Origin of the sequence: Brachybacterium paraconglomeratum (genome assembly GCF_039541415.1) — a bacterium.
Lineage (GTDB): Bacteria > Actinomycetota > Actinomycetes > Actinomycetales > Dermabacteraceae > Brachybacterium > Brachybacterium paraconglomeratum_A.
In genome coordinates, this window is record NZ_BAABGE010000009.1 from 103,142 (window position 1) to 127,755 (window position 24,614).

A 24,614-nucleotide genomic window follows, 5' to 3' on the forward strand; every position below is an offset into this window, starting at 1 on the left:
CATGGATAGTCCCGCGACCAGCAACTATCTTGATGGCGCGGAGTGGGATAGCGGAACTATCGTGCACCCTATGGACGCCTTCACGCCAGTGATCACGCTGCATGCGCTCGCAGCGACGTATGTGCTGCTGCTGGGGCCGCTGCAGATCCTGCGGCGTCGGCGGGACCTCGCCCATCGGCTGATCGGAGTCACCTGGGTCTCGGCGATCCTGACCGTGTGCATCTCGAGCTTCTGGATCATGCCCGATGGCTTCTCGTGGCTGCACGGCCTGTCGATCTGGACCCTGGTGTGCATGGTCGTGGCGATCCTCGGGATCCGGGCAGGGAATGTGAGCGTCCACCGCGGTTTCATGATCGGCTCGTATCTCGGGACCCTCACCGCCTTCGCCTTCGCGGCGCTGGTTCCGGTGCGGCTGATCCCGCAGCTGCTGCGCAGCGAACCGCTGATCGCCGTGATCACCGCTCTCGGCGTCGGCGCCCTCTTGCTCCTCGTCCACGTCAGCGTGGTGCGGTCGGCCGGGCAGCGCCCGCCGCGCCCGCAGCATGAGCGTGAACCCAGCATCGCTGGCACCTGAGAGCTGCCCCGAAACACCTCGGACAGAAAAGTGCCCCGGCTCGTCCCCACGAGCCGGGGCTATCCCTTTCCCCCGCGCCCCCGGAGTGATGGAGCCTGCTTCCTCCTCAGTCGGCAGGTCCTCCGGTGACGCGTGACAACCAGTAGAACCCGGCTTCCGGCAAAACCACTGAGGTGAGGCTGGTCAATCCCTGAATGCGCTGGTCGGGTGCACTCCAGAAGGTCGTGACCTGCGCGCGGACGGCTCCGGACCGCTCGGTCGCTCAACCCACGGGGAAGGTGATCTCCTCGCCGCCGGTGCCCACTACATCGGTGTAGCTGATCTCCTTGAGCACCATGTCCGTGGGGACGTCCGCGTACAGCTGAGCGGTCGCTTCCTCACCGGGAGTCACCTGCGGTCCCGAGGTCGAGAACGAGGCGTAGCGCAGCGAGTGCTCGTTGCCGGCATCGTCATAGAAACGGAAGTTCTTGCCCGCCAGGCCGATGTCCTCGCTGCCGTTGTTGGTGAGGTTCACCTCGACACCGATGAACTTCCCGTTCTCGGTCTCGAGGGTCTCGTCCTGGGTGTCCAACGTGGCGCCCTCTGAGGGAGCGGAGACCTGGATCGAGATCGAGGCGCCTGCGCTCGAGTCGGGATCCGTCGAGGGATCCTCGCTCGGCGTCTCGGTGGGGTCGTCGGTCGGATCCTCGGTGGTGGGATCGTCCGTCGGAGCCTCCTCCGTGGTCGGATCCTCTGACGGGGACTGGCTGATGCTGGGACCGCTGGTGGGGTCCTCGCCGCCGCCATCACGGGAGAACAGCCAGAGGCCGACGCCGACCACCGCCACCAGGACCGCGACCAGCAGGAGGCATCCGCAGGCGATACCGATGTACAGGCCGGTGCGGCTCTTCTGCGGAGGTGCGCTGGGCACGCCGTAGGGGTTGCTCATGGTCTCCTCCACGATGACGCTCGGTTGATCCTGCCGACGGTACCGGCGAGTTCGGCATCACGCGATGGGGAGAACTCCCCCGGGACCAGAACGACCCCTGCAATACTGGCGGACAGCCGGACGGTGCCACCACTGCGGCACAATCCGGTCGAGCACCGCTCTCCACGGCACCTATTCGCACCAGAAGCCTTCCCGCACCATGAGGAGACTGGACCATGCTGACCAGATTGCACGACGCGTTGCGCTTGCGCACCTCACCGGTGATCTTCTTCGGCTCGGCGGCGATCATCATCGCCTTCGTGGTCGGAACCATCGCCTTCACCGAGCCGATGGGCAAGGCGACCAACGCCGCCTCGCAATGGCTGATGACGAACCTGGGCTGGTTCTACATCCTCGGCGTCACCGTGTTCCTGGCCTTCCTGATCTTCATCGCGGCAGGCCGCTTCGGCCGCGTGAAGCTGGGCCCGGACGACGAACCGCCGGAGCATTCCGGCGGTGCCTGGTTCGCGATGCTCTTCGCCGCCGGCATCGGCTCGATCCTCATGTTCTGGGGAGTCGCCGAGCCGATCAGCCACTTCGGCGACCCGCCCCGCGCCGCCGAGCTCGGCCTCGAGGCGGGCACCGTCAACGCGGCCCGAGACGCCATGAACTTCACGTACTACCACTTCACGCTGCACACCTGGACGATCTTCACCCTTCCGGCGCTGTGCTTCGCCTACTTCATCCACAAGCGGAACCTGCCGCCGCGCGTGAGCTCGATCTTCCAGCCGCTGCTGGGCGAGGGCATCCACGGCCCCATCGGCAAGGCCATCGACATCATCGCCATCATCGGCACCGTCTTCGGCATCGCCGTCTCGGTGGGACTGGGCACGCTGCAGATCAACGGCGGCCTGAACCAGCTGTTCGGCGTCCCCGAGACCGCCGGCTGGAACCTCATCATTATCGGTGTGGTCTGCGGGCTCGCGCTGATCTCGGTGTCGATGGGCCTGGACAAGGGCATCAAGGTGCTCTCGAACTTCAACATCGTCGTGGCCGTGCTGCTGATGCTCTTCGTGCTGTTCGCCGGTGGCGCGACGCTGTTCATCATGAAGGGCACCATCGAGTCCTTCGGCAGCTACCTGGTGAACCTGCCTGAGCTCGCGCTGTGGAACGACACCTTCGCGAACACCGGCTGGCAGAACACCTGGACCGTCTTCTACTGGGCGTGGACCATCACCTGGTCGCCGTTCGTGGGCATCTTCATCGCCCGCATCTCCAAGGGCCGCTCCATCCGCCAGTTCGTCGCCGGCGTCCTCGCGGTGCCCTCGGCGTTCTCCGTGATCTGGTTCGGCATCTTCGGCTACGCGAGCTTCGACATCGAGCTCAACGGCGAAGGAGGACTGGTCGAGCGGGTGGTCGACGACGGAGACATCCCCGGGGCACTGTTCGCCTTCCTGGACCACTACCCGCTGGCGTTCCCCATCTCGGTGGTCGCGATCGTCCTGGTGATCATCTTCTTCGTCACCTCGGTGGACTCCGCCGCCCTGGTCACCGATTCGATGGCCAACGGTCACGAGGACTTCAACCCGCTGGGCCAGCGCATCTTCTGGGGCGTGGCGATCGCCCTGGTCACTGCCACGCTGCTGGTGTTCTCGGGCTCCGACGGACTCGAAGCGCTGCAGTCCACGATCATCCTGGTGGGGCTGCCGTTCTTCATCATGGGCTGGTTCCAGATGTACGCCCTGCTGCGAGCGCTCAGGGAGGACGCCGGCGAACTGCCCCCGATCCGCACCCGCGAGTGGGCGCAGGTGCTGCCCCCGGAGGAGTACGAGCGCCGTGAGGAGGACGCGGAGTACTCCACGGACGACTACGTCGTCGAGCCGACCTTCACCTCCGAGGTGCCGGTGCTCACCGATCCCTACGAGGAGGACGGCGCGTGGGCCGAGGCACCGGGCGCGGAGACCGGGACGCTGCCCTCGCGCACCGGCAGCGGCATCGCTGAGCTGCCCGAGGGTGGACGGGACGAGTCCCGCTGAGCGAAGCCGGCTGAGCAGGGAATGGCGGAAGCAGAAGGGCCGACGCCCGCGAGAGCGGTGCGTCGGCCCTTCTGCTCGTCAGCTGTTCGTCGGAGAGAGGGAGCGGGGAGGGGTGAGATCAGGTGGTGGGATCTATCTGGTGCTTGTCGCCGCTGCGGCGGTAGTACATCGCGAGCACAGCGCCGGAGAGGTTGTGCCAGATCGAGAAGATGGCGGCGGGCAGTGCGGCGGTCGGGCTGAAGGCGCTCGCGGCGAGCGTCGCGGCAAGGCCCGAGTTCTGCATGCCGACCTCGATCGAGGTGGTGCGGGCAGCGCGCTCGCCCTGGCGGAGCAGGCGGGCGGCCCAGTAGCCGAGCAGGTAGCCCAGCCCGTTGTGCAGCACCACGGCGAGCAGCACGATGCCGCCGGCGGTGACGATCGCCTCGGTGGAGCCGCTGACCACAGCGATGACCACGAGCGAGATACCGGCGACGCTGACCCACGGCAGGGCGGGCAGGATCTTGTCCACGAGCTTGCCGGCGATCAGTCGGATCACGAGGCCGCCGATGACCGGGATGAGCACCATCTTCACGATCGACAGTGCCATGTCCCCGGCGTTCACGGGAAGGTAGGAGCCGGCGAGCAGCAGGGTCAGCATCGGGGTGAAAAGCGGCGCGAGCAGTGTGGAGATGGAGGTCATCGTCACCGACAGGGCGGTGTCCGCCTTGGCCAGGTAGGCGATGACGTTGGAGCTGGTGCCGCCCGGAGCGGAGCCCACCAGGATCACGCCGACGGCGAGCTCCGTCGGGAGCTGCAGCAGCACGGCGATGCCGAGTCCGACCAGCGGCATGATCACGTACTGGGCGATGACGCCGATGAGGATCGGCAGCGGGCGCTTCACGACCAGGGCGAAGTCCGGGAGGGTGAGGGTCAGGCCCATCGCGAACATGATGACGCCGAGATAGATGCTGGTGTACTGCGCGAGCGACTGACCGACGCTCGGCACGAAGAAGCCGAAGGCTGCGGCGGCGAGGATCAGTGCGGGGAACACCGTCACCGCGATGCGCGCGGAGCGGTCCTCAGAGGTGCGGGCGGTGGACGCGGCGGGCGGCCGTGGATCCGTGGTCGTGGGAGGAGGTGGGGTGCTCATGCTCCGCATCGTATCGTCCGGTGAGATCTCGTCCCATGATGTGGACCATCGGTTGCCGTGTGTGTGTCGCGCCACGCAGGGCTGGCCCTGGAGCCGGCTCCGCAGGGTCGCGCCCCACACTCAGACAGGCCGGGCCTGGTGGTTCAGGACGGATACGGGCGGGGCGGCGCGGACTCAGCTGCGCTTGCGGGCCGGGACCGGCCAGGCGTGCACCGGCTCCCCGGTGTCCACCGCGGCCCGGTAGAGACGGGTCATCTCCGCGAGCGCCTCGGAGCGGGTCGCGCCGCGCAGCTCGAGGGAGGTGACGGTGTCGATCTGCCAGCGGGCGCCGTTGCGGCCGGTGCGGGCGCGCTCGGAGAGGATGCCGTCGTAGCGCTCCACCACATCCGCGTCCGCGCCGAGGTTCCGCAGCCCCTCCATGGCCTGGGGGATCAGCTGCTCGAGCAGCAGATCCGCCACCCGCACCCGCCCCACCTTGGGCCAGCGCACCCGGGCCTCCAGACCCCACCGGGCGCACTGCTGGAACGCCTCGGCGGCCTGCTCGAAGCTCATCCGCGACCAGAGAGGCCGCCGCTCATGGACCAGCGAGTGGAGGATCCCGTAGAAGAACGCCGCATTGGCGGCCATGTCTGCGGGCGTCGGCCCCGCCGGCAGCAGACGGTTCTCGAGCCGCAGGTGCGGGAGGTCCACGCCGGGGTCGTAGATAGGCCGGTTCCAGCGCCAGACGGTGCCGTTGTGGAGCATCAGCTCGTGCAACCGGGGCGAGGAGCCCTCAGTGAGCAGCGGCTCCTCCGCCATCTCCCGTGACTCGGGGATCAGTGCCGGGAACAGGCGCACGTTCTCCTCGAAGAGGTCGAACATCGAGGTGATCCAGCGCTCGCCGAACCACACCCGGGGGCGTACTCCCTGGGTGGCGAGCTCGGGCGGGCGGGTATCCAGGGCCTGGACGAAAGTGGGGATGCGGGTCTCGTGCCACAGCCGCCTGCCCAGCAGGAAGGGTGAGTTCGCGGCGAGCGCCACCTGCGGGCCGGCGATCGCCTGAGCCGCGTTCCAGGCGGCGGCGAACTGCTCCGGAGGGACCTGCAGGTGCAGCTGCATCGAGGTGCAGGCGGACTCCGGCGCGATCGAGTCGAACGTCGCCTCGAGGCCCTTGCCCTTCCCCTCGCCCTCGATGCTCAGGTAGATCTCCTCCCCCCGCGCCTCCAGGACGCTCTTCTCGAGCGCCTCGTAGCGGGCGCCCGGGGCGCGCCACTCGTCGCTCGAGAAGAGCTCCTCGGTGATGGTGGGCAGATGCCCGATGGGGATCACCCGCGCGCCCCGGGTCTGGGCGGCGGCATCCGCGCGGTCGATCTTCTCGGCCAGCTCGGTCTCGAGATCTCGCAGGCCCTGTCCCTGAGGGCGAGAGACGGGCAGGTTCGCCTCGAGGTTGAAGCGGCCGATCTCGTGGACGTATTCCTCGTCTTCCAGATCCTCGAGCAGCAGATCGGAGATCAGGGCCGGAGCCATGGTGTCCGCCTGGGCGAGGTTCATCTCGAGCTCGACCCCCACGGTGCCCTCGTCCACGAACTCGGCCGTGTCCAGGAAGGTCTCGAAGAGGTCGAGGTTGCGGCGCAGCTCCCTGCGGTAGCGCGTGCGCTGGGAACGGGTGTACTCGGTGCTGCCGATCTCGCGTCCCATGGTGACCTCCGGTCAGTGGCGGGGCTGATGGCGCTCATCCAAGCACGACCTCGTCCTGTTGTCGCAGTCAGGGCCGCGGGCCGGAACATCTGGTCGGGTCGAGCCCTCCCCGTCGGCCGATGAGGAGCAGTGCCTCACCGGTGCCGACCCTGCCGCAGCCAGAGCGCGCAGGGCCGGGTCGACCCCGCGCGTGCACCCTGGCAGGCAGGCATCGCCGCGGGATACTCGAGGTCCCCGGGCTGGTCGTGTCCGTCCTGGTCCAGCCTGACCGTGCGCACCAGATGCTCATCGTGCAGGACGTATCCATTCCAGAAGATCTCGCAGTCGCAGCCGGCTCCCACCTGGCGCAGACGGCGCACCAGCGCGGAGGCCTGTGGTGCGCGCAGGTCTCGGTAGCGGCGGGCCCAGCGCAGCCCGCGGCAGCCGTGCTCGAGCATGCGGTACACGAAGCACAGCAGGCACTCGGACCCGACGGGTTCGGTCAGCTGGGCCGAGAGCTCCCGCAGGATCTCCTCAGCTTCCGTCAGCGGCGTATCAGTCATGAGGGCAGTGCACCATCCGCGCCGCCCACGGCGCCGGTCCCGGCGCAGGATGTGGATGACCAGGCACTGTGGAGGAGAGGCCGGGGCTGAGACGTTGCTGAGACGGCCGTGCAGGAATATCGTGGCAGTCCCATCCGTTCGGCGAAGGAGCCTGCGATGTCGGACCTCAAGCACCGCTACGACCATGTGATCATCGGGGGCGGGATCGCCGCCGACAGAGCGGCCCGGGCGATCCGCGAGGCGGACCCCGACGCCACCATCGCGATCCTCTCCGCGGATCCTCACGGCCCCGTCTACCGCCCGGCCCTGTCGAAGACTCTCTGGCACGGAGATGACCCCGACCCCCACAGCCAGGATCTGCACACTGCGGAGGAGACCGGCGCCGAGCTGTTCACCGGCACCCTGGTCACCGAGCTCCTGCCCGCCTCCCACAGCGTGGTCACCGCCCGCGGGCACCGCACCCACTTCGGGAAGGCGCTCCTGGCCACCGGGGCCTCGCCCCGTCGGCTCCCGGGCCTCCACGACGACCGTATCGCCTACCTCCGCACCATCGGGGACTACCGGCACCTGCGTCAGCTCGCGGTGGACGGAGCCCGGGTCGTGGTGGTCGGCGGCGGGTACATCGGCTCCGAGGTCGCCGCGGCGCTGACCCGCACCGGCGCGGTGGTGACCCTCGCCCATGCCGGCGAGCGGCTCCTCGAGCATCTGTTCCCCGCCTCGATCTCCGAGCATGTCCAGCGGGTCTTCACCGCGCAGGGGATCACCACGGTGCCCGGTTTCCGCCTGGCCGGGATCGATACCGGCCCGGAGCTCGTGCTCCGCGCGGAGGACGGTCGCAGCCTCCCCGCTGATGCCGTCGTGCTGGGCCTCGGCGCCGCCCTGAACACCACCCTCGCGGAGCATGTGGGCATCGATCTCGAGCAGGGGGCCGTGGTGGTCGATCCGCAGCTGCGCACCAGCGCGCGGGATGTGTACGCCGCCGGTGACATCGCCCTGTTCGATGACCCGCTGCTGGGGCTGCGCCACGTCGAGCACGTCGACCATGCCGAGGCCTCCGGCACCGTCGCTGGCAGGAATATGGCGCGCGCCCTGCGGGACGACTCGCTCGCTCCGGAGGAGTACTCCTATACGCCGCTGTTCTTCTCCGACCTCTTCGAGGACGGCTACGAGGCGGTGGGACGCCTCGATACCAGGCTGGAGATGCGGGAGTTCTGGAATGCGGAGGGCAGCGCCGCGGTCGTGTACTACCTCGAGGACGGCGCGGTCGAAGGCGTGCTGCTGTGGAACACCTGGGATTCCGTGCCCCGGGCCCGGGAGGTCATCACCGCCTCGCAGGAGGGTCAGCTCACCGCCGAGGCGCTCGAGGAGCAGATCACCCCGGGCGGCTGAAACGGCCCCGGGGACCTCGACGCGGACCTCCCCGTACACTTCCGGCGTGGCTGATCAGAACCAGAACATCCCCGCAGATGCCCCCACCCGGGCCGTGATCCTCGCACGCGGCCTCGGCACCCGCATGCGCCGCGCGGATGACACCGCCCAGCTCGACGAGCAGCAGGCCCAGGTGGCCGCGAGCGGGGTGAAGGCCCTGATCGACGTCGGTCGTCCCTTCCTCGACTACGTCATCTCCGTCCTCGCCGACGCCGGCGTCACCGAGCTGTGCCTGGTCATCGGCCCGGAGCACGACATGCTGCGCGAGTACGCCGCGCGCGTCACCGGCGGCCGGGTGCGTGTGACCACCGCGATCCAGGCGGAGCCCCGTGGCACCGCCGATGCCGTCGCCGCCGCCCGTGACTTCGCCGGCGACCAGCGGGTGATCGTGCTGAACTCGGACAACTATTACCCGCGTGCGGCGCTCACCGCCCTCGCCGCAGCCCCCGGCAGTGCGCTGGTCGGCTTCGAGCGTGCCGCCCTGGTCCAGAGCTCGAACATCCCCGCCGATCGGATCCGTGCCTTCGCACTGGTCGCCGCAGATGCCGAGGGCCACCTGCGCGACATCGTCGAGAAGCCGGATGACGAGACCCTTGCCGCCTACGGCGAGGATGCCCCGGTCTCGATGAACGCCTGGCTGTTCACGCCCGCCATCTTCGATGCCTGCGAGCGCATCGAGCCGTCGGTGCGCGGAGAGCTCGAGATCATCGACGCCGTCCGCCTGCTGGTGGAGGAGGGGGAGACCTTCACGGTGGTCCCCGCCGCCGTCGGCGTGCTGGACATGTCCTCCCGCGGTGATGTCGCCGCCGTCCAGCAGGCGCTGGCCGGGATCGAGGTGGCGCTGTGAGCGATGTGCTGGCGCAGCTCACCACCGGCATCGAGGGGGATTCCGTCTCCTGGTTCGTGCCTGGCCGCATCGAGGTGCTCGGCAAGCACACCGACTATGCGGGCGGACGCTCCCTGCTCGCCGCGGTCGACGCAGGCCACACCATCACCGCCGTCGTGCGCCCGGACCGGGTGCTGAGCGTCCACTCGGAGGTGGTGGGCGGCACCGTCACCATCGACCTCGACCAGCACGAGGCACGTTCCGCCGCGGCGGACGGCCACTGGGGCGGCTACGTCGGCGCCGTGGCCGACAGGCTCGAGGCGAATTTCCCGGGCTGTCTGCGCGGCGCGGACATCACCATCAGCTCGACCCTCCCGCTCGCAGCCGGGATGTCCAGCTCCTCGGCGCTGGTGGTCGGGCTCGCCCTGGCCCTGATCGACCTGTCCGGCATCGCCGCGGACGAGAAATTCACTGCCGAGGTCACGACCCCCGAGCAGCTCGGGGAGTACCTCGGCACCGTCGAGAACGGGCAGAGCTTCGGGACCCTGGAGGGCTACCGCGGGGTGGGGACCTTCGGCGGCAGCGAGGACCACACCGCGATGCTCTGCGGGGTCCGCGATGCCCTGGTGCAGTACTCCTTCTGTCCGGTGCGCCATGAGCGCACCATCGCCTTCGGGCCCGAGCTCGCTCTGGTGGTCGCCGTCAGCGGCGTCGAGGCGGAGAAGACCGGTGCCGCGCTCGGCGCCTACAACCGCGTCTCTCTCGCCGTCACCGAGATCCTGCGCCGCTGGTGCGAAGACTCCGGGCGGGAGGATCCCACTCTCGCCGCCGCGGTCGCGAGCGGACCCGCAGCCGTGACCCGGCTGCGGGAGCTCACCGCGGAGGACGAATACCTCCGGGGCCGCCTGACTCAGTTCCTCACCGAATCCGAGCGGCTCATCCCCGCCGCCGCGATCGCGCTCGAGGAGGGGGACCTCGAGGAGTTCGGTCGCCTGGTCGACGAATCCCAGGCCTGCGCGGAGCAGGGCCTGCGCAACCAGGTGCCCGAGACCATCGCGCTGCAGAGGCTCGCGCGGGAGCTGGGCGCCCATGCCGCGAGCGCTTTCGGGGCGGGCTTCGGAGGCAGCGTCTGGGCGCTGGTCCCGACGGACGGTGCCGAGGAGTTCGGGCAGCGCTGGCTGGACGCCTACCGGGCCGCTCACTCCGAGCGCAGCGGCGCCACCGCCTCGGTCACCCGCCCCGGCGGGGCTGCCCGCAGGATTCGCTGAGCTGCCCGGGGCACCGTGACACACTGAGCGTGTGAGCACGCCTATGATTCCCTCCCTGCCCTGGCCCACCGACGCCGAGGTGCTGCCCCTGGCCTCCGTACGACCGGTCCTGGACCGACTGGCCTCGCTGGTCAACATCTACGAGCAGGATGCCGCCGCGATCCCCGGCCTCGCCGTGACCGAGGAGGAGGTCGCGGCCGATCCGCCGCCCGCCCTCGAACAGATCGCCGACGAGCTGGGTGGGGTGACCGTGCGTGGGCTGACGATGCTCACCCTCCAGATCGAGGACCGCACCGACGTGGGGCCGTACACCCTGCTCGGTGACTCGACCACCTTCTACCCGCTGTACGAGACCCCGGAAGCGGCCGTGGTGCTCGCCCTGGATCCCGACGGCACCCCCGGCGCCGTCTACGGGATCGGGGAGGACCTCGCTCTGCAGCTGGCCGCCCCCGATCTCGGCGCTTATCTGGTGCGCTTCGCCGACGCCCTCGAGGCCACCCTCGTCGCGCTCGCGGAGCGGGGCCCGGCCGCAGAGGACTCCGAGAGCGCCCGCACCGACGCCGCCGAGCAGCTGATGGACCAGCACCTGTTCGCCGAGCTGCTGGGCATGACCGAGCTTGCCGAGACCGTCGAGGTGCCCCTCCAGGACCCCGCCGCGTCAGGCCTCGCGAACCTGCCGGACGGCGCACTCGCCGTCGCGGACCTGCGCGAGGCACCCGTCGGCGCACGCGTGGACCTGATAGAGGTCGAGGTGTCCGGCGACCCTTTGGAGACGCACGTCGCCTGGAGCGAGCACGGCCGCGTGATCGCGGTGATGGGCGGCTGAGCCGCTGATCGAGATCGCTGGCTGTGGCTGTGGCTGTGGCTGTGGCTGTGGCTGTGGCTGGGCACTGGGCGCTGAGCGCGGGCATCTGGCCGTCGGCCGCTCCCTATCCGCCCGGTGACTCGCCGGTGAACACTCGGCGCCGCCGTGCCTGAGGGGTGCCTGATGGGGAGAACTCCCCATTCCCGCCGCCCGCCGCCGCTCCGTAGCGTCAGGTCCACGTGGCCACGAGCGGGGGAGATGACGTGAGCGGTTTCTGGGGGGCTGATACCGAGGCTCTGCGGCAGGTGGCCGGCGCTTTCGGCGGCGGCGGCGAACAGCTCGACGGTCTCGCCCTCCGACTCGGTGTCCTGATCGACTCCCTCGCCTGGAGCGGGCCGGATGCCGAAACCTTCCGTGCGGAGTGGAGCGGTCGGGTGCGACCGGGCCTGCTCGAGCGCGTCGCCCGGCTCCAGGAGCAGGGGAGAGAGCTGGAGCAGCATGCCGGGGAACAGGACGACGCCTCTGTCGCTGGAGCTGGTTCCGCTGGAGCTGGCCCTCCCGGGGCTGGCCCTTCTGAAGCGGACACCCCTGCTTCCTTCAGCGCCTCGGCCTCCGTCGATGTTCCCGCCGTTGATCTCTCTACCATGGGTGTCGTCGACCTCCAGCTGATGGCCGCGAGCACCCCGCTGTTCTCGAGTGCAGCACACGCGGCGCACGCAGTGAGCGCTGCCGGCCTCTCGGAAGCCATCGGGGAGAGCGGGCTCGCATTCCCCGAGTCGGGTATGGAGCTCAGCCCGCCGGAGACCGACTCCGCCCTCATCGTGGACGGGAACCATGAGCTCGCCCCCGGCGCCGACGACCAGCCTTTCGGCCTGGACGCGGACGGTGCGCCCCTCGACCTCGCCCCGGACACCGCATACGACGTGGGAGACCACGGCACCTACTACACCGACGGCGAGGGCCGCATCACCTATGTCGAGGCCACCGGCGGAGGTAAGGAGATGAACCCCAACCTCCGCGAGGTGTTCCCCGATGCGACGTACCACGTCAACGACTCGACCTTCTATCGCACCGATGAGCTGGGCCGGACCGAGCACATGTACGTCCCGGACGTCATCGTCGACCGCGAGATGTCCCGCAGCCAGTCCATCCAGTCGAAGATCGCCGAACGCTGGGACTTGGCGGGGGATGGCACTTCCGAGCCGGTCGAGTTCAACGCCGGTCACGTGCTGGCCCGCCAGCTCGGCGGGATCCGCGAGGAGATCAACTACACCCGGCAGTGGGACGAGGTGAACCAGGCCCGCAGCGGCCAGGACACGATCTACACCTATGAGTCGATGATGGCCGACGGCATCTCCGATGATGGCAGCTCCTACTCCTACGAGACCCTCGTAATCTGGGGAGAGGAGCAGCCCGAAGGAGTGGGTCCAGAACAGGGCAGCGAGCCCTGGGAGTATGTCCCCAGCGGCTATGACGTGAGCATCCACGAGAACGGTGAGCAGATCGTGGATCAGCACCTGCCCAACTATCCTGACGGGGCCCGCTTCCCCGGCTGATCTGCGCACCAGCGCCCAGGTCGCCAACTCCGACCGACCCTGCGAAATGACCCTGCGATCCGCCCCGTGTGGAGGGACCTCCGTTGACCCAGACCCCGCCCCTGCCCAGTGCTCCGATGGAGCGCCAGGGTGCTCTCATCCAGGACCTCGTCGGCGTGCTGCTGAGCTCGCTCGAGCTCACCGAGGACTGGGCCGCAGTGGGAGCAGCGTTCATCCCCCACGGGGAGGAGTGGGCCGGCCGCCTCGTGATCACCGAGCGCGACGGCACCACCGACGGAGGCGATGCCACCTTCGCGACCGACTCACAGATCACGCTGCTGCTGGATGCACTCCAGCAGGCCACCGCCGAGCAGGAGCAAGCCTTCGTCTCCCTCCAGCTGACGGCGAGCCGCAGCCCGCAGGAACCGGACCGCATCCGGCTCGACACGGACCTGAACTACGACCGGGATCCGGGCAGCTTCGACGGGCTCGGAGGGATCGATGCGGCCTACGCGCACCTGCTCGCCGCCCGTGTCGGCGAGGGCCGTCTGCCCACCTGGGTGAGGGAGCTGCTCGGCGGCTCCTGACACCCGTGCCAGCGGAGCCTGTTCACCTTCCGTGCAGCAGGCATCGATGCAGGCTGTGGCATGGGTAGTCCTCCCCATGGCCGTGGGGCCGAGGACTCATTACGGTAGGAACGACAAATGGGGGATCCGGCACGGCCGGTGATGGGGATGAGGAAGGGGACCGGCAGCCGATGAACGCATTCTGGGGCGCGGACACCGAGGCGCTGCGGACAATGGGGACGGTGTACTCGCGCCGAGCGGAAGCGCTCGCCGAGATCGAGACTCTGCTGACCTCGAGCATCGACAACATCGAATGGTTTGGTGAGGACGCCGATCGCTTCCGCGCCGACTGGTCGGGCTCAGTGCGTCCCTCCTTGCAGGACCAGGGGTTCGAGCTGCGCCAGCGGGCGCGCCGACTCGCCCAGCATGCCGACGAGCAGGAGGCGGCCTCCGCGCCGGATGGCCCCCTCGGTGGGATCGGAGGAGGCGGCGGCTCCGGAGGTGGCGGCTGGTCGAGCCCCGGTGAGTTCCTGCGTGATGTGCTCGGGGTGGTGGACGACGTGCTGCGCGGTGCGGGAGGTGGCCAGGACGGCCCCTTCGCGGAGCTGCTGCGCGAGGTGCTCAGCACCCCCGAAGGACGCGAGGCGTTCCTCGGCGCTTTCGTCGGCAATCTGCTCGGAGGCCTGCTCGCCGACATGGTCCGCAGCGCGCTCGGTATGGGCCTCGCACTCGAGAACCTGCTCACGGGGCTCGGCCTCGCCGGTGGCCTCGGCAACCTGATCGGCGAGTCCGGCCAGATCGCCCCGGGGGAGCTGCTGTCTGCTGACACCGCGCCCGTCGAGGGGGAGCAGACAGGCGCAGACTCCAGCGCCGCCGGTGACTCCAGCGGCGGTGACTCTGATGCGGGAGGCGGTGGCGGTGAAGCCGCAGGAGGCGCCGGTGGTGGATCAGACGCCAGCGACTCCGGCTCCGGCGGCGGTTCGGGGTCCGGTGGTGGCTCCGGGGGTGGCGGGGCAGGAGCTGAATCCGGTGGCGCTGCCGGTGCAGGCGCGGAGGGCTCGGCCGAGGGAACTGCCTCGGACACGCCCGCGGGAGGCCAGCCGATGGGCTTCCAGGGCGTGGAGCACGGCCCTGCGCAGAGTGCGGGCTCCGGATCTGCCGAACGCCTCGTGCACGAGGGAGACCAGGGGCCGCGCTCCCTGCTCGAACGGTTGCTGGAGATGCTCGGCGACGCCCTCGACTCCGGCAGCGGCAGCAGCAGCGGCGCAGCGATCGGCGACAGCATCGGGCACGCCTGACCCGGCGGCCGGCCCACCGACCCCCGGCCAGACCCGCCAGTCCCGGCCGTCGGTCCTGACCCGGCTCGACCTCCTGGGCAGGGGTCTACCCTGGACGGATCGCCTCCACCCCCGTGAGGCCCCCCGATCAGGAGCCGTGACATGACCACGACCAGCCCTTCCCCCGCTCCGGTCCTCGTCCTCGTCCCGGGTGCCACCGGCGCCCCGGCGGACGGCGGCGCCCGCTTCCACCTGGCCGACGCGACCGTCCCGCAGCTGTCGGTCACGGACCTCGTCGCCACTCGCGGCGATGGCGTCTTCGAGACCATCGGCGCTTTCGACGGCGTACCGGTCAACGTCGGCCCCCACCTGGCACGGCTCGCCCGCAGCGCCGCCCAGGTCGAGCTGCCCGAGCCCGATCTCGCCACTGTGGCCGAGGCGGTCGACGCCGCGATCGCCGCCCACGATCCGGTGGCCGAGCTCAGCGTGCGCGTGATGTACACCCGCGGCATCGAGGGTGACGGTGTCCCCACCTGCTGGATCCACGCCCGCATCTCCGACGACTGGACCCCGTACCGGTCCGGGATGAAGGTGGCGGCGCTGGATCGCGGCCTGTCCACCGCCTCCGCCGGGACCAGCCCCTGGCTGCTGCCCGGCGCGAAGACCCTCAGCTACGCCGTGAACATGGCGGCCGTGCGCGAGGCGAAGCGGCGCGGCGCGGTCGACGTTCTGTTCGTGGCCAGCGACGGCTATGTGCTCGAGGGGCCCACCTCCACGCTGCTGGTGCGCCGTGACGGGAAGTTCCTCACCACCCCGGTCAGCGCCGGCGTGCTGCCCGGGACCTGCGTGAAGAAGCTCTTCGACTGGCTGGGCGAGCACGAGGGCGCCGCGGTGAGCGAGCAGCTGATGACCGTGGAGGACGTGACCGGCTCCGACGGTGCCTGGCTGCTGTCCTCGACCCGGCTGGCCGCACCGATCACCCACCTCGACGAGGCTGCGCTTCCGGTGGACCACGAGCTCACCGCCCGCTTCCAGCAGGTGCTCAAGGGCCAGGCCTGAGCTGTCCGGGCCCGCGCTGCCGCCGCGGCCAGCTGCGCTGCCCGGGCCCAGCCCGGTTGCCTCCACGGCTAGCTGCGCTGCCCGGGCCCAGCCCGGTTGCCTCCGCGGCTAACTGCGCGGCCCCACCCCGGCCCGCGCTGCCCCGATCCTGCCCGCATTGCCGTGGATCGGGTGATTCTGAGCCAGAAGTGGGCCGATTCTGGCTCGGAATTGCCCAATCCGAGATGAGTGGCCGGTTCTGCGGTGAGCAGCCGGGTCCTGCGGCGAGCGGCGGGCCCTGCGGTGGGCGGACCGGTCCGGGGCGAGCACACCGTGCTCAGGCCAGGGCCAGCACCTCGCGGGCGAGGTCGACGTCGAACACTGCGGTGTCGATCGCCCCGCTGCGCAGCACCCCGAGCACGCCCGCGGCCTTCTCCGCTCCGGCGGCGACCCCCAGCACCTCGGGGATCCGCAGCAGCTCCGAGAAGGTCACCGCGAGCACCCGTTGATCCGTCGGCGCCCCCAGCGGCACCCCGTGCGCGTCGATGAAGCGCCCGCACACATCACCCACCGGCTGCTGGGCCTCGAAGGTCGCCCGCTCCGACTCGCTCAGCCGCATCAGCTCGAGCACATGCGGGGAGGAGTGCACCCCATAGGAGCCGATGCCCACGAGCGCGAGCTCCACCTGAGCGGCCGCCGCCAGCACCCTGCCGATGCTGGACTCGGCGCGCAGCGTCGCCACCGTGGTCGCTGATTCGAGCACCGCCGGGGCGTAGAGGGTCTGCGGCGTCGCCCCCAACCGGGAGGCGAGCACCTTCAGCACGGACTCCCCGGAATCGAACTGGTCCAGCGCGCTGTGCCCGCCCACCAGCGGCAGCACCGCCGGAGTGGGCCGCAGCTGGAGGGTCTCCAGCTGAGCGACCACGTTCTGGACGGTCCGCCCCCAGGACACCCCGATGCTGCGCACACCTGCCGCCCTCTCGGCGAGCATTGCGGCGCCTTCGCGGGCGACCGACTCCATCGCCGTGGCCCGTGGCGCGGAGACCACATGCACCGCACGCAGGGAGAACGCCGCCCGCAGCGCCGCCTCGAGAGTCTCATCGCGACGCGGCGGACCCTCCGGATCGTGGATCGTGATCTCCACGATCCCGCGGTCCCGCGCCTGGGTGAGGATCCGCGAGACGTTCGAGCGGGACAGCCCCAGCTCCTGCGCGACCTCGGTCTGCGAGCGGTTCTGCTCGTAATAGAGCCGCGCCGCCCGCACCACGACGGCGGAGTCACGAGGGGCAGGCATGGGCACTCCTGGGTATGGGGGACGGGCGGCGCGAGCGGGACGCGCCCAGCCGGATCAGCCCAGCGTACGCAGGTGGGCTGCGGGAAGGTGCCAGAATCAGGGGGTCGCCACTGAGGGAGGAACCATGAGCACAGAACCGAGTCCGCCTGCGGCCGAGGGGCCCGCCGCGCCCCTCGCCCTGACCGTGGTCCTGGCCCACCTGGACGTCTCCGACAGCGAGGATGCGCTCCGCTCCCTCGCGGGCCGGCTGCTGGATGCCGGGGCGGTCACCCCGGGCTTCCCCAAGGCGCTGCGCCTCCGGGAGCAGACCTACCCCACCGGCCTGCCCACCCCGATCCCCACCGCGATCCCGCATGCCGATCCGCAGCACGTGCTGGTACCGGGGCTCGCGGTCGCGACGCTCGCCCGCCCGGTCACCTTCGGAGAGATGGGCACCCGGGACAGCACCGTCGACGTGCGCCTGGTGGCGATGCCGCTGCTCACCGATGCTCGTGAGCATCTCGCCGCTCTGCAGCAGCTGATGGGCCTGCTCAGCGACGAGTCCGCTGTGCAGGATCTGCTGGATGCCCCCGACGAAGAGACGCTGCGCCGGCGTTTCGAAGAGCACCTGGCGAGCATTCTCCCGCCCGCAGATGGGCCTGCCGTCGGACCCGCTGTCGACCCCACCGACAGACCCACCGACGCGCCCTCCAGCGGGCCGCAGGCCGGGGCTCAGGGGGCTGGCGCATGAGCCCCAGAACTCCACGAGTGGCGGTGAAGGCGCTCATCGTCCGGGACCGGCAGGTGCTCATGAACCGATACGTCCATCCTGCCGGGCACGAAATGTTCGAGCTGCCCGGCGGTGGTCAGGACCACGGCGAGGACCAGCCCACCGCCCTGATCCGTGAGTGCCGGGAGGAGATCGGTGCGTGCGTCGAGGTGCATCAGGTGGCCTGCCTCTACGAGTTCATGACCGAGCGGAGCGTGCGCGACGGCTCTGCGATCGCCCCCTTCCATCAGGTCAACGTCGCCTACTGGTGCGGGCTGGCCGAGGCGGAGGAGCCCGGAGAGGGCACCGCGCCCGACGGTCGGCAGGCAGGCACTGCCTGGCTCCCGCTGGACCGTCTCGGCGAGTACGACGTGAAACCGCCTGCGCTCGCCCGCTGGCTCGAGTCGGACCCCAGCGACCGGCCGCTCTCACTCGGGGTCAGCAGGGCCTGAGCGGCTAGTCTGGAAGGGATCACCTCTACGGCGTCACGCCGTGCCCCCAGCGCAAGGAGCACCATGACCACCTCGCCCAGCATCGCCTTCCGTGACGGCCGCTCGATCCCGCAGCTCGGCTACGGCGTCTGGAAGGTCGAGAATGCAGTCGCCGCGGATGTTGTGGTCAAGGCCCTCGAGGCCGGCTACCGCCAGGTGGACACCGCCCGCGGCTACAACAACGAGGCCGGCGTGGGCCAGGCGCTGAAGACCGCCGGGCTCGCCCGCGACGAGGTGTTCGTGACCTCCAAGGTGCCCAACCAGGACCAGGGCCGCGAGGCGACCCTCGCCTCCTTCGACGCGACCATGGAGGACCTGGGCCTCGAAGAGCTCGACCTTTACCTGATCCACTGGCCCGCCCCGTCCAAGGGCCTCGCCGTGGAGACCTGGAAGGCACTCGTGGAGCTGCAGGAGCAGGGCCGGATCCGCTCGATCGGCACCTCGAACTTCCGCATCGAGGACCTCACCGTGCTCGAATCCGAGACCGGAGTGCTGCCGGTGCTCAACCAGATCGAGCTGCACCCGTACCTCAACCAGCCCGAGCTGCGCGAGTTCCATGCCAGCAAGGGCATCGTCACCCAGTCCTGGTCCCCGCTCGGACAGGGCGGTGGCGAGCTCGAGGACCCCGTCATCACCCAGATCGCCGACGCCCATGGCGCGACCCCGGCGCAGGTGCTGATCTCCTGGAACCTGGCCCTGGGCAACGTGGTGATCCCGAAGTCCGTCACCCCCGAGCGCATCGCCTCGAACTTCGCCTCGCTCGAGCTGACCCTCACCGAGGACGAGGTCGCGCAGATCAACGCGCTGCACAAGGGCGTCGCGGCCCGTCGCGGCCCGAACCCGGACGAGTTCGCAGGCCACCAGGGCGCCTGACGGAGTCGACCATGAGCGAGGACAGCACTGCTGGAGACGCGCTGAGCGGGGCGAGTGTTCTGCCCGGCGCCGCGATCGTCGGCCTCGAGGCGGAGGACGCCCCCGCTGCGCTGAGGGCGCTCACTGCCCGGCTGCGGGAGATCGGCGCGGTCACCGAGTCCTTCGGCGCGGCGGTGCTGCTGCGCGAGCAGCGACAGCCCACCGGCCTGCCCACCCTGGTGCCCGCGGCGATCCCGCACACCGATCCCGAGCACGTGCTCACCCCGGGCCTCGCCATCGCGATCCCGCGGGACCCGGTGGCGTTCGGTGAGATCGGCTCCTCCGGGGAGCGCACGATCTGGGCGGAGCTGATCGTGATGCTGGTGCTCTCGGACGCGCACAGCCAGCTCACCGCCCTGCAGGACCTGGTGGCGCGGCTGCAGGAGCCCGACGGCGTGCGCGAGCTGCTCGCCGCGACCGATGACGCGGACCTCGAACGCCGCGCCCGGGAGTGGCTCGCGGAGTGAGTCCACGGCGCACCATAGGGTCGAGGCATGACCCTGCCGACCGCCGCCGCCCCTGCACAGATCGCCGTCACCCATACCCTGCTCGATGCGCAGGGCCGGGTGCTCTCCTCCGACGGTCCAGGCCGACCTCACTATGCGGCGAGCACCATCAAGCTCCACGTGCTGCAGGCAGCGCTGCGGGCCGCCGCCGACGGAGCGCTGGACCTTGCTGCCGAGGTGCCTGCTACGCGCACCTTCACCGGGGTGGATGGTGCACGGTTCACGCTCGACGGGGACCACCTGGACCCGACTCATCCGGCAGACGGCACCCCGATCGCAGTACGGGACCTGCTGCTGCGCATGATCGACCGCTCCAGCAACGAGGCCACCAACCAGGTCACCGAGCTGATCGGGCTGCCAGCGGTGGCCGCCACGATCACTGCTCTCGGCCTGGTCTCGACCCGGATGCAGCGGCTGATCGGCGACGGGGCTGCGCTGGCGCAGGGCCTGACCAACGAGACCAGCGCGGCGGACCTCGCCGAGACGATGCGGGTCGTGGTGCGGGGCGGAGACTCGATCGGCCTTGACAGGCAGGACCTCGCCCTTGCCGAGCAAGGCGTCGGCCCTGCCGCGCCAGGCGTCACCAGGCAGGGCCTCGCTCTCGCCCGCGATGCCCTGCGCGCGCAGCAGATCCCCGTGATCGGGACCGTGCTGCGCGTGGGAGTCGAATGGGGGTCGAAGTCCGGCTGGGTCGACGGATTCCGGCATGACGTGGCCTACATCGGGGACCCCGAAGGCGCTGACCTGCGCATTCTGGCAGTGATGACCGCAGGGCTCCCGGCAGAGGTGGCGGACCAGCGGATCACGGCACTGGCACGTGAGCTGCTGGACAGCGCCCGGGGCTGAATGCCGCCACCGGGCACCGCAGGTGCGGGCCTCGTCGGGAACTGGCGACAGAGAGCACGCTCTGGTCATATTTCCGGGGCGTGCTCTCTGTCGCCCGTAGTCGACGGCATCCCCGCCGGGCCCGGCCTCAACCTGCCAAGGGTGCCCGCCGGGCCCCGGCGTACTCACCGATCGGGTCGTACTCGGTCAGCGACATGATCTCCACGCTGCGGGAGAAGTTCGGGGACTGCAGGATCAGGTCGTCCCCGAGATAGACGGCGACGTGGCGGATCGAGTCGCCGCCCGGCTCGGTCGCGAAGAACACCAGGTCGCCGCGCTGCAGGTCCTCACGCTCGACCGGTGCGAGACCGGAGGTGCGCATCTGCGCCTCGGCATCGCGGTGGATCGCGATCCCGTGATGATGCAGCAGCGTGTACGTGAAGCCGGAGCAGTCGAAGCCGTAGGCGCTCACCCCCGCCCACAGATAGCGCAGGCCCAGGAACCGCTCGCCGGTGGCGATGATGTCCTCGGCAGTGGGCCGCGGCGGGGTCTCGCCGGGCTCCCTCACGATGACATCCGCGGCCGGCAGGTAGGCAGGCGGCCCGCCGGGGACAGCGACCTTCACCGCCTTCCCGGTACGGCCGAGCACCGGCAGGATGGTGTCGAAGGAGACGTCGATCCCGGGATGGTTGCCGGCCGGGGTTCCGGTGAGGGTGCTGGTCAGTGCCGTGACCGTGGCGGTCGGGGCGGAAACGGAGGCGCGCAGGAAGCCGTCGTCGGCCACCAGCTGCACCGTCGGCATCCAGCCGGGATAGCCGCGCGGGTCGCGCGGGGTGCCCTGGGCGGTGACCACCACGTGGGCCCAGTCGCCGTCGATCTGGTCGACGATCACCTCGCTGCCGAGGACGGCCTGGGTCTCGAGCCGGCCGAGGAACCACTCGCGGGAGTCGTCGCTCGGCGTGTTCTCGTTCCAGGCATCGAGATCCACGGGGTTCGTCAGCGAGGGGTCGTCGATGCCGGGTCGGTGCGTCGCCGGTTCCACCCACAGGGTGGCTGCGGTGACGGCCACGTGCGCGACACCGCCGGGCTCGAGTCCAGTGCCGGGTTCGAGTCCGGGGCCGACGGCGGGCGCTGCCGCAGGCCTGCCGGCAGGGGCATCCGCCAGGGCGGCGGGGGCGAGGCCTGCCAGACCGGCGACGGCGAGGCTTGCGGTGCCGGTCGCGGCCAGGCGCAGGCCGTCGCGTCGGCTCAGGCGAGAGGTGGAGGGGTGCGTGGTCATGAGATCTCCTTCAAAGGTGACGGGACATTGCTGCGTAGGACCCGCAGGTCGGTGTCGCGCACTGGGCGCTCGAGAGGAGTCGAGAGCTGCTTACCGATCACCCCCGGCGCGGTCCACGTCGGCCGGAAGCGGCTCCAGCCCGAGGCCCGGTCCGCCGGTGAGCCGCAGCCATGCACCGTCTTGGCGATAGCCGCCGGCGGGGACATCCGAGGCGAACCAGGCGGGCGGATCCAGGTCGATCATCGTGATCGCGGGATGGGCGATGGCCAGGTGCGCGGCGGCCGTGATCGAGATCCGCGGCTCCATCATCGCGCCGAGCATGCACTCGACCCCAGCGGCGTGGGCGACCTCCGCGATCTCGAGTGCCCCGCGCAGCCCGCCGGTCTTGGCGAGCTTGATGTTCAGCAGGTCGCAGGCACCGGAGTCGACCAGACGGCGGGCGTCGTCGGCGGTCCACACCGCCTCGTCGGCCATGATCGGCAGCTCCACGGCAGCGGTGACCCGCGCCAGCCCCTCGATGTTCGCCGCCGCGACGGGCTGCTCGACCAGGTCGATCGGCAGGCCGTCGGCCGTGAAGCCGGTGATGATCTCGATCGCCTGCTCGGGAGTCCAGCCCTGGTTCGCATCCAGCCGCAGGCGGGCGTGGGGGGCCGCCTCGACCACGGCGGCGAGCCGCTCGCGGTCCAGGGCGATGTCATGGCCGAGCTTGATCTTCAGGATCTGCTCGCCTGCGCCGATCGCTTCCCGGGCGTGCTGGGCCATCACCTCCGGATCTTCCAGAGAGATGGTCATATCGTTCATCAGCCCGTCGTCCAGTCGGCCGCCGAGCAGCTCGACCAGCGGGCGTCCCGCATCCCTGGCCCAGGCATCGTGCAGCGCGACCTCCATCGCAGCCTTCGCGCTGGTGGCGCCCTCGAGCGCCGCGGCGACGCGGGCGCTGAGCCCGGTCACGGAGTCTGTGACGCCTTCGACGGCGGCGCGGAGCGGACCGTCCAGGGCGCGGGAGATGGTGTCGGCTGATTCGCCGGTGACGGCGACGGTCTCCGCCGCTGAGCCCTGGCCGATCGTGCCGCCGGCCAGCTCCACTTCGGCGACCACATAGTCCACGGACTCGGTGCGGCGGGCGGCGGTGATGAAGGGCCGCAGCAGCGGTGCCCGGTGGCGGTGGGAGCGCACTGCCACCACGGTGAGCGGGTTCGCTCCGGGCGCGAGCTGATCGGTCATGGTGCGCACCCCTCTCACAGGTAGGACATGAGTTGTGCGGCGGCGAGGCCCACGAAGGTGCCCGCGAACGAACCGATCAGCGCGTAGAGCACACCGACTGGGACCAGCTGCTTGTTGAACGCGGCCGCGACCACAGGGGCCGAGGCGATGCCGCCCACGTTCGCGGTCGAGGCGACCGCGAGGGAGAACAGCTCGGTCTTGGTGAGCTTCGCGTAGAGGATCATCACGGCGGCATGGAAGATGAGCACGATCGCGCCCATCAGCAGGTAGATCGGGGCCTGGGTGATCGCGGAGAAGTCCGAGCCGGAGGCGATCTGGCCGATCACCACGAACAGCATCAGGGTCGCGACCTCGCTCGAACCGGCGGTCCTGCCCAGCGGGGTGACCGCGACGACCAGCCCCAGCAGGGAGACGATCAGGATCGACCAGGTGGTGCCGTTGATGACCGCGCCGTACTCGGGCAGCAGGCCACCGATCCAGATCGACAGGATCGACACGAAGATGCCGCCGAACACGACGATGGCGAGCGAAGAGACGGTCACGGGACGCTTCTCGTCCTCGAGCGTGCCCGCATGGGAGCCGAGGTAGGTGGTGTTCGCCTTGGTCCACTTGTTGAACTTCGGGGAGACCGCGACCGAGGCGAACATCAGCATCAGCCACACCGAGTAGCCGATGGTGTCGGTGATCAGGGCGTAGCCGAAGATGTTCTCGGGGGCCTGCAGGATGTCCTGCACCGCGACCATGTTCGCGCTGCCACCGGTCCAGGAGGCGAGCAGGGCGCCGAACACCTTCCACGCCTCGGTGTGCACGGCGTTCTGGAAGATCGCGTAGACGATCACCATGCCCGCCGAGAGCGACGCGGAGGCGACGAAGAAGGTCAGCAGCAGCTTCGGGCCGAGCTTGATGATCTTGCGGATGTCGCAGCCGAACAGGAACAGGAAGATCATCGCCGGCAGGAGCACGTCCTTGACCTGCGCGATGGGGGCACGGGTGGCCTCGTCCTGGCCGAACACGCCCAGGGTGTTGAGGGTCGCGCACAGCAGGTACATGAAGACCATGCCCGGCACGTATTTGAAGACTTTCCAGCCGGTCGTGCGTTCGAGCACGATCAGCGCGCAGGACAGCGCCAGCAGGACGCCGAGCATGAGCAGGCCGTCGGTGATCACAGGGAACTCCAGGGTCGAAGGGGAGGCGGTCGCTGTCCAGGGACAAAAAAATCGGAAGCACCGGGGATCGGCGCCTGGGGGCAGGCGCGATCTCGGTGCTTCCGACGGGATCCGGTTCGGTGAGGTTCCGGGCGGGCGGCAGCGGGTATTGAGTTGTCGAGCTAACAGATCATGCAGTCACCCGACGGGGTCGGCCGACAAGTCGCGGTACTTCGCGGCGGCGCTGCGCACTGCGGCGGCGAGCGCCCTCTGCGAGGACCCGTGGTACCTGTCGGTGATCGATTCCACCAGGGCGTCATCCGCGAGGAGCGAACGTCCCACCAGCAGTTCGCGGACGAACTCGACGGTGAGCCTCAACGTGGCGGTGCAGTCCGCATTCTGGATGACGTGGGTCTCAGTATCGACCACGAGGCCGATGAAGAAAAGTCCCCACTGCGAGGTGATGGGATTGTTGGTCGGCGATTTCGCCTCACCCGTGAGGTAGATCGTGGAGGACATGAGGGGATCCTATGCGGCGCGACCCCAGGCCAGAGCATCGTGATCGAGCTTCGGTCGGGGGCT

Annotated in this window: 24 protein-coding genes; 15 read left to right on the forward strand and 9 right to left on the reverse strand. The window is 69.9% G+C overall.

Annotated elements, in window-relative coordinates; translation table 11 throughout:
• Positions 1–70 precede the first annotated feature (70 nt).
• On the forward strand, positions 71–574 hold the full coding sequence (locus ABD893_RS14190; protein WP_345081595.1) for a DUF2306 domain-containing protein: 504 nt from the start codon (positions 71–73) through the stop codon (positions 572–574).
• A gap of 262 nt (positions 575–836) precedes the next feature.
• On the opposite strand, the gene ABD893_RS14195 is transcribed toward ABD893_RS14190, so the two are convergent.
• A complete protein-coding gene (locus ABD893_RS14195) occupies positions 837–1,502 on the reverse strand; it encodes a DUF4352 domain-containing protein (RefSeq protein WP_345081598.1) in 666 nt (221 codons plus the stop codon).
• 215 nt (positions 1,503–1,717) lie between these two features.
• Between ABD893_RS14195 and ABD893_RS14200 the strand changes: the two genes are divergently transcribed.
• Entirely contained in the window at positions 1,718–3,517 is a 1,800-nt protein-coding gene (locus ABD893_RS14200; protein ID WP_345081601.1) for a BCCT family transporter, read from the forward strand.
• Positions 3,518–3,635: 118 nt separating this feature from the next.
• On the opposite strand, the gene ABD893_RS14205 is transcribed toward ABD893_RS14200, so the two are convergent.
• From ABD893_RS14205 to ABD893_RS14215, 3 genes are all read right to left on the reverse strand, one after another.
• Positions 3,636–4,646 (reverse strand): bile acid:sodium symporter family protein, encoded by a 1,011-nt coding sequence (locus ABD893_RS14205; protein WP_345081604.1) that lies wholly within the window; start codon positions 4,644–4,646, stop codon positions 3,636–3,638.
• A 174-nt stretch (positions 4,647–4,820) separates the two neighbouring features.
• Positions 4,821–6,323, reverse strand: a complete 1,503-nt coding sequence (locus ABD893_RS14210; protein WP_345081607.1) for a glutamate-cysteine ligase family protein — start codon at positions 6,321–6,323, stop codon at positions 4,821–4,823.
• A 134-nt stretch (positions 6,324–6,457) separates the two neighbouring features.
• A complete protein-coding gene (locus ABD893_RS14215; RefSeq protein ID WP_345081610.1) occupies positions 6,458–6,865 on the reverse strand; it encodes a DUF2695 domain-containing protein in 408 nt (135 codons plus the stop codon).
• A gap of 156 nt (positions 6,866–7,021) precedes the next feature.
• Between ABD893_RS14215 and ABD893_RS14220 the strand changes: the two genes are divergently transcribed.
• The 8 genes from ABD893_RS14220 to ABD893_RS14255 all read left to right on the forward strand — a co-directional run bounded on the left by ABD893_RS14220 (position 7,022) and on the right by ABD893_RS14255 (position 15,629).
• Positions 7,022–8,254 carry an NAD(P)/FAD-dependent oxidoreductase gene (locus ABD893_RS14220; RefSeq protein ID WP_345081613.1) on the forward strand — a complete coding sequence of 411 codons (1,233 nt, stop codon included), beginning with the start codon at positions 7,022–7,024 and terminating at the stop codon, positions 8,252–8,254.
• A 46-nt stretch (positions 8,255–8,300) separates the two neighbouring features.
• The gene (locus tag ABD893_RS14225; protein WP_345081616.1) at positions 8,301–9,140 is read left to right on the forward strand and encodes a nucleotidyltransferase family protein; all 840 of its coding nucleotides are present in this window, start codon (positions 8,301–8,303) and stop codon (positions 9,138–9,140) included.
• On the forward strand, positions 9,137–10,387 hold the full coding sequence (locus ABD893_RS14230; protein ID WP_345081619.1) for a galactokinase: 1,251 nt from the start codon (positions 9,137–9,139) through the stop codon (positions 10,385–10,387). The genes ABD893_RS14225 and ABD893_RS14230 overlap by 4 nt, the downstream gene beginning before the upstream one ends.
• A 31-nt stretch (positions 10,388–10,418) precedes the next feature.
• Positions 10,419–11,213, forward strand: a complete 795-nt coding sequence (locus ABD893_RS14235) for a hypothetical protein (protein WP_345081622.1) — start codon at positions 10,419–10,421, stop codon at positions 11,211–11,213.
• A 242-nt stretch (positions 11,214–11,455) separates the two neighbouring features.
• Positions 11,456–12,748, forward strand: coding sequence for a hypothetical protein (locus ABD893_RS14240; RefSeq protein WP_345081625.1), 1,293 nt, complete (start codon positions 11,456–11,458; stop codon positions 12,746–12,748).
• 83 nt (positions 12,749–12,831) lie between these two features.
• A complete protein-coding gene (locus ABD893_RS14245) occupies positions 12,832–13,314 on the forward strand; it encodes a hypothetical protein (protein ID WP_345081628.1) in 483 nt (160 codons plus the stop codon).
• Between the two features lie 170 nt (positions 13,315–13,484).
• Complete coding sequence (locus ABD893_RS14250; RefSeq protein ID WP_345081631.1) at positions 13,485–14,591, forward strand: hypothetical protein; 1,107 nt, start codon at positions 13,485–13,487, stop codon at positions 14,589–14,591.
• Positions 14,592–14,732: 141 nt separating this feature from the next.
• A complete protein-coding gene (locus tag ABD893_RS14255; protein WP_345081634.1) occupies positions 14,733–15,629 on the forward strand; it encodes an aminotransferase class IV in 897 nt (298 codons plus the stop codon).
• A gap of 316 nt (positions 15,630–15,945) precedes the next feature.
• Here the strand turns inward: ABD893_RS14255 and ABD893_RS14260 are convergent, their stop codons facing one another.
• Entirely contained in the window at positions 15,946–16,902 is a 957-nt protein-coding gene (locus ABD893_RS14260; protein ID WP_345081637.1) for a sugar-binding transcriptional regulator, read from the reverse strand.
• 124 nt (positions 16,903–17,026) lie between these two features.
• Between ABD893_RS14260 and ABD893_RS14265 the strand changes: the two genes are divergently transcribed.
• The 5 genes from ABD893_RS14265 (at position 17,027) to ABD893_RS14285 (ending at position 20,405) form a co-directional block, all read left to right on the forward strand.
• Positions 17,027–17,632: a PTS sugar transporter subunit IIA gene (locus ABD893_RS14265; protein WP_345081640.1), complete on the forward strand. Its 606-nt coding sequence runs from the start codon at positions 17,027–17,029 to the stop codon at positions 17,630–17,632.
• The gene (locus ABD893_RS14270; protein WP_345081643.1) at positions 17,629–18,102 is read left to right on the forward strand and encodes an NUDIX domain-containing protein; all 474 of its coding nucleotides are present in this window, start codon (positions 17,629–17,631) and stop codon (positions 18,100–18,102) included. The genes ABD893_RS14265 and ABD893_RS14270 overlap by 4 nt, the downstream gene beginning before the upstream one ends.
• 63 nt (positions 18,103–18,165) lie before the next feature.
• Positions 18,166–19,014 carry an aldo/keto reductase gene (locus tag ABD893_RS14275; RefSeq protein WP_345081646.1) on the forward strand — a complete coding sequence of 283 codons (849 nt, stop codon included), beginning with the start codon at positions 18,166–18,168 and terminating at the stop codon, positions 19,012–19,014.
• A gap of 11 nt (positions 19,015–19,025) precedes the next feature.
• Positions 19,026–19,520, forward strand: a complete 495-nt coding sequence (locus tag ABD893_RS14280) for a PTS sugar transporter subunit IIA (RefSeq protein ID WP_345081649.1) — start codon at positions 19,026–19,028, stop codon at positions 19,518–19,520.
• Between the two features lie 27 nt (positions 19,521–19,547).
• The gene (locus tag ABD893_RS14285; RefSeq protein WP_345081652.1) at positions 19,548–20,405 is read left to right on the forward strand and encodes a serine hydrolase; all 858 of its coding nucleotides are present in this window, start codon (positions 19,548–19,550) and stop codon (positions 20,403–20,405) included.
• A 127-nt stretch (positions 20,406–20,532) separates the two neighbouring features.
• Here the strand turns inward: ABD893_RS14285 and ABD893_RS14290 are convergent, their stop codons facing one another.
• The 4 genes from ABD893_RS14290 to ABD893_RS14305 all read right to left on the reverse strand — a co-directional run bounded on the left by ABD893_RS14290 (position 20,533) and on the right by ABD893_RS14305 (position 24,551).
• A complete protein-coding gene (locus ABD893_RS14290) occupies positions 20,533–21,663 on the reverse strand; it encodes a C40 family peptidase (protein ID WP_345081655.1) in 1,131 nt (376 codons plus the stop codon).
• Positions 21,664–21,753: 90 nt separating this feature from the next.
• Positions 21,754–22,887 (reverse strand): dipeptide epimerase, encoded by a 1,134-nt coding sequence (locus ABD893_RS14295; RefSeq protein ID WP_345081658.1) that lies wholly within the window; start codon positions 22,885–22,887, stop codon positions 21,754–21,756.
• A 14-nt stretch (positions 22,888–22,901) separates the two neighbouring features.
• Entirely contained in the window at positions 22,902–24,053 is a 1,152-nt protein-coding gene (locus ABD893_RS14300) for a DUF819 family protein (RefSeq protein WP_345081660.1), read from the reverse strand.
• A gap of 177 nt (positions 24,054–24,230) precedes the next feature.
• The gene (locus ABD893_RS14305; protein WP_345081663.1) at positions 24,231–24,551 is read right to left on the reverse strand and encodes a DUF3870 domain-containing protein; all 321 of its coding nucleotides are present in this window, start codon (positions 24,549–24,551) and stop codon (positions 24,231–24,233) included.
• Positions 24,552–24,614 lie beyond the last annotated feature (63 nt).

What these genes read in the sequence shown, in the direction of transcription:
- ABD893_RS14260 (WP_345081637.1), bottom strand. Translation starts at nt 16,902, where the DNA reads ATGCCTGCCCCTCGTGACTCCGCCGTCGTGGTGCGGGCGGCGCGGCTC.
- ABD893_RS14190 (WP_345081595.1), top strand. Translation starts at nt 71, where the DNA reads ATGGACGCCTTCACGCCAGTGATCACGCTGCATGCGCTCGCAGCGACG.
- ABD893_RS14295 (WP_345081658.1), bottom strand. Translation starts at nt 22,887, where the DNA reads ATGACCGATCAGCTCGCGCCCGGAGCGAACCCGCTCACCGTGGTGGCA.
- ABD893_RS14275 (WP_345081646.1), top strand. Translation starts at nt 18,166, where the DNA reads ATGACCACCTCGCCCAGCATCGCCTTCCGTGACGGCCGCTCGATCCCG.
- ABD893_RS14290 (WP_345081655.1), bottom strand. Translation starts at nt 21,663, where the DNA reads ATGACCACGCACCCCTCCACCTCTCGCCTGAGCCGACGCGACGGCCTG.
- ABD893_RS14250 (WP_345081631.1), top strand. Translation starts at nt 13,485, where the DNA reads ATGAACGCATTCTGGGGCGCGGACACCGAGGCGCTGCGGACAATGGGG.
- ABD893_RS14255 (WP_345081634.1), top strand. Translation starts at nt 14,733, where the DNA reads ATGACCACGACCAGCCCTTCCCCCGCTCCGGTCCTCGTCCTCGTCCCG.
- ABD893_RS14270 (WP_345081643.1), top strand. Translation starts at nt 17,629, where the DNA reads ATGAGCCCCAGAACTCCACGAGTGGCGGTGAAGGCGCTCATCGTCCGG.
- ABD893_RS14205 (WP_345081604.1), bottom strand. Translation starts at nt 4,646, where the DNA reads ATGAGCACCCCACCTCCTCCCACGACCACGGATCCACGGCCGCCCGCC.
- ABD893_RS14215 (WP_345081610.1), bottom strand. Translation starts at nt 6,865, where the DNA reads ATGACTGATACGCCGCTGACGGAAGCTGAGGAGATCCTGCGGGAGCTC.
- ABD893_RS14195 (WP_345081598.1), bottom strand. Translation starts at nt 1,502, where the DNA reads ATGAGCAACCCCTACGGCGTGCCCAGCGCACCTCCGCAGAAGAGCCGC.
- ABD893_RS14305 (WP_345081663.1), bottom strand. Translation starts at nt 24,551, where the DNA reads ATGTCCTCCACGATCTACCTCACGGGTGAGGCGAAATCGCCGACCAAC.
- ABD893_RS14220 (WP_345081613.1), top strand. Translation starts at nt 7,022, where the DNA reads ATGTCGGACCTCAAGCACCGCTACGACCATGTGATCATCGGGGGCGGG.
- ABD893_RS14200 (WP_345081601.1), top strand. Translation starts at nt 1,718, where the DNA reads ATGCTGACCAGATTGCACGACGCGTTGCGCTTGCGCACCTCACCGGTG.
- ABD893_RS14210 (WP_345081607.1), bottom strand. Translation starts at nt 6,323, where the DNA reads ATGGGACGCGAGATCGGCAGCACCGAGTACACCCGTTCCCAGCGCACG.
- ABD893_RS14265 (WP_345081640.1), top strand. Translation starts at nt 17,027, where the DNA reads ATGAGCACAGAACCGAGTCCGCCTGCGGCCGAGGGGCCCGCCGCGCCC.
- ABD893_RS14280 (WP_345081649.1), top strand. Translation starts at nt 19,026, where the DNA reads ATGAGCGAGGACAGCACTGCTGGAGACGCGCTGAGCGGGGCGAGTGTT.
- ABD893_RS14285 (WP_345081652.1), top strand. Translation starts at nt 19,548, where the DNA reads ATGACCCTGCCGACCGCCGCCGCCCCTGCACAGATCGCCGTCACCCAT.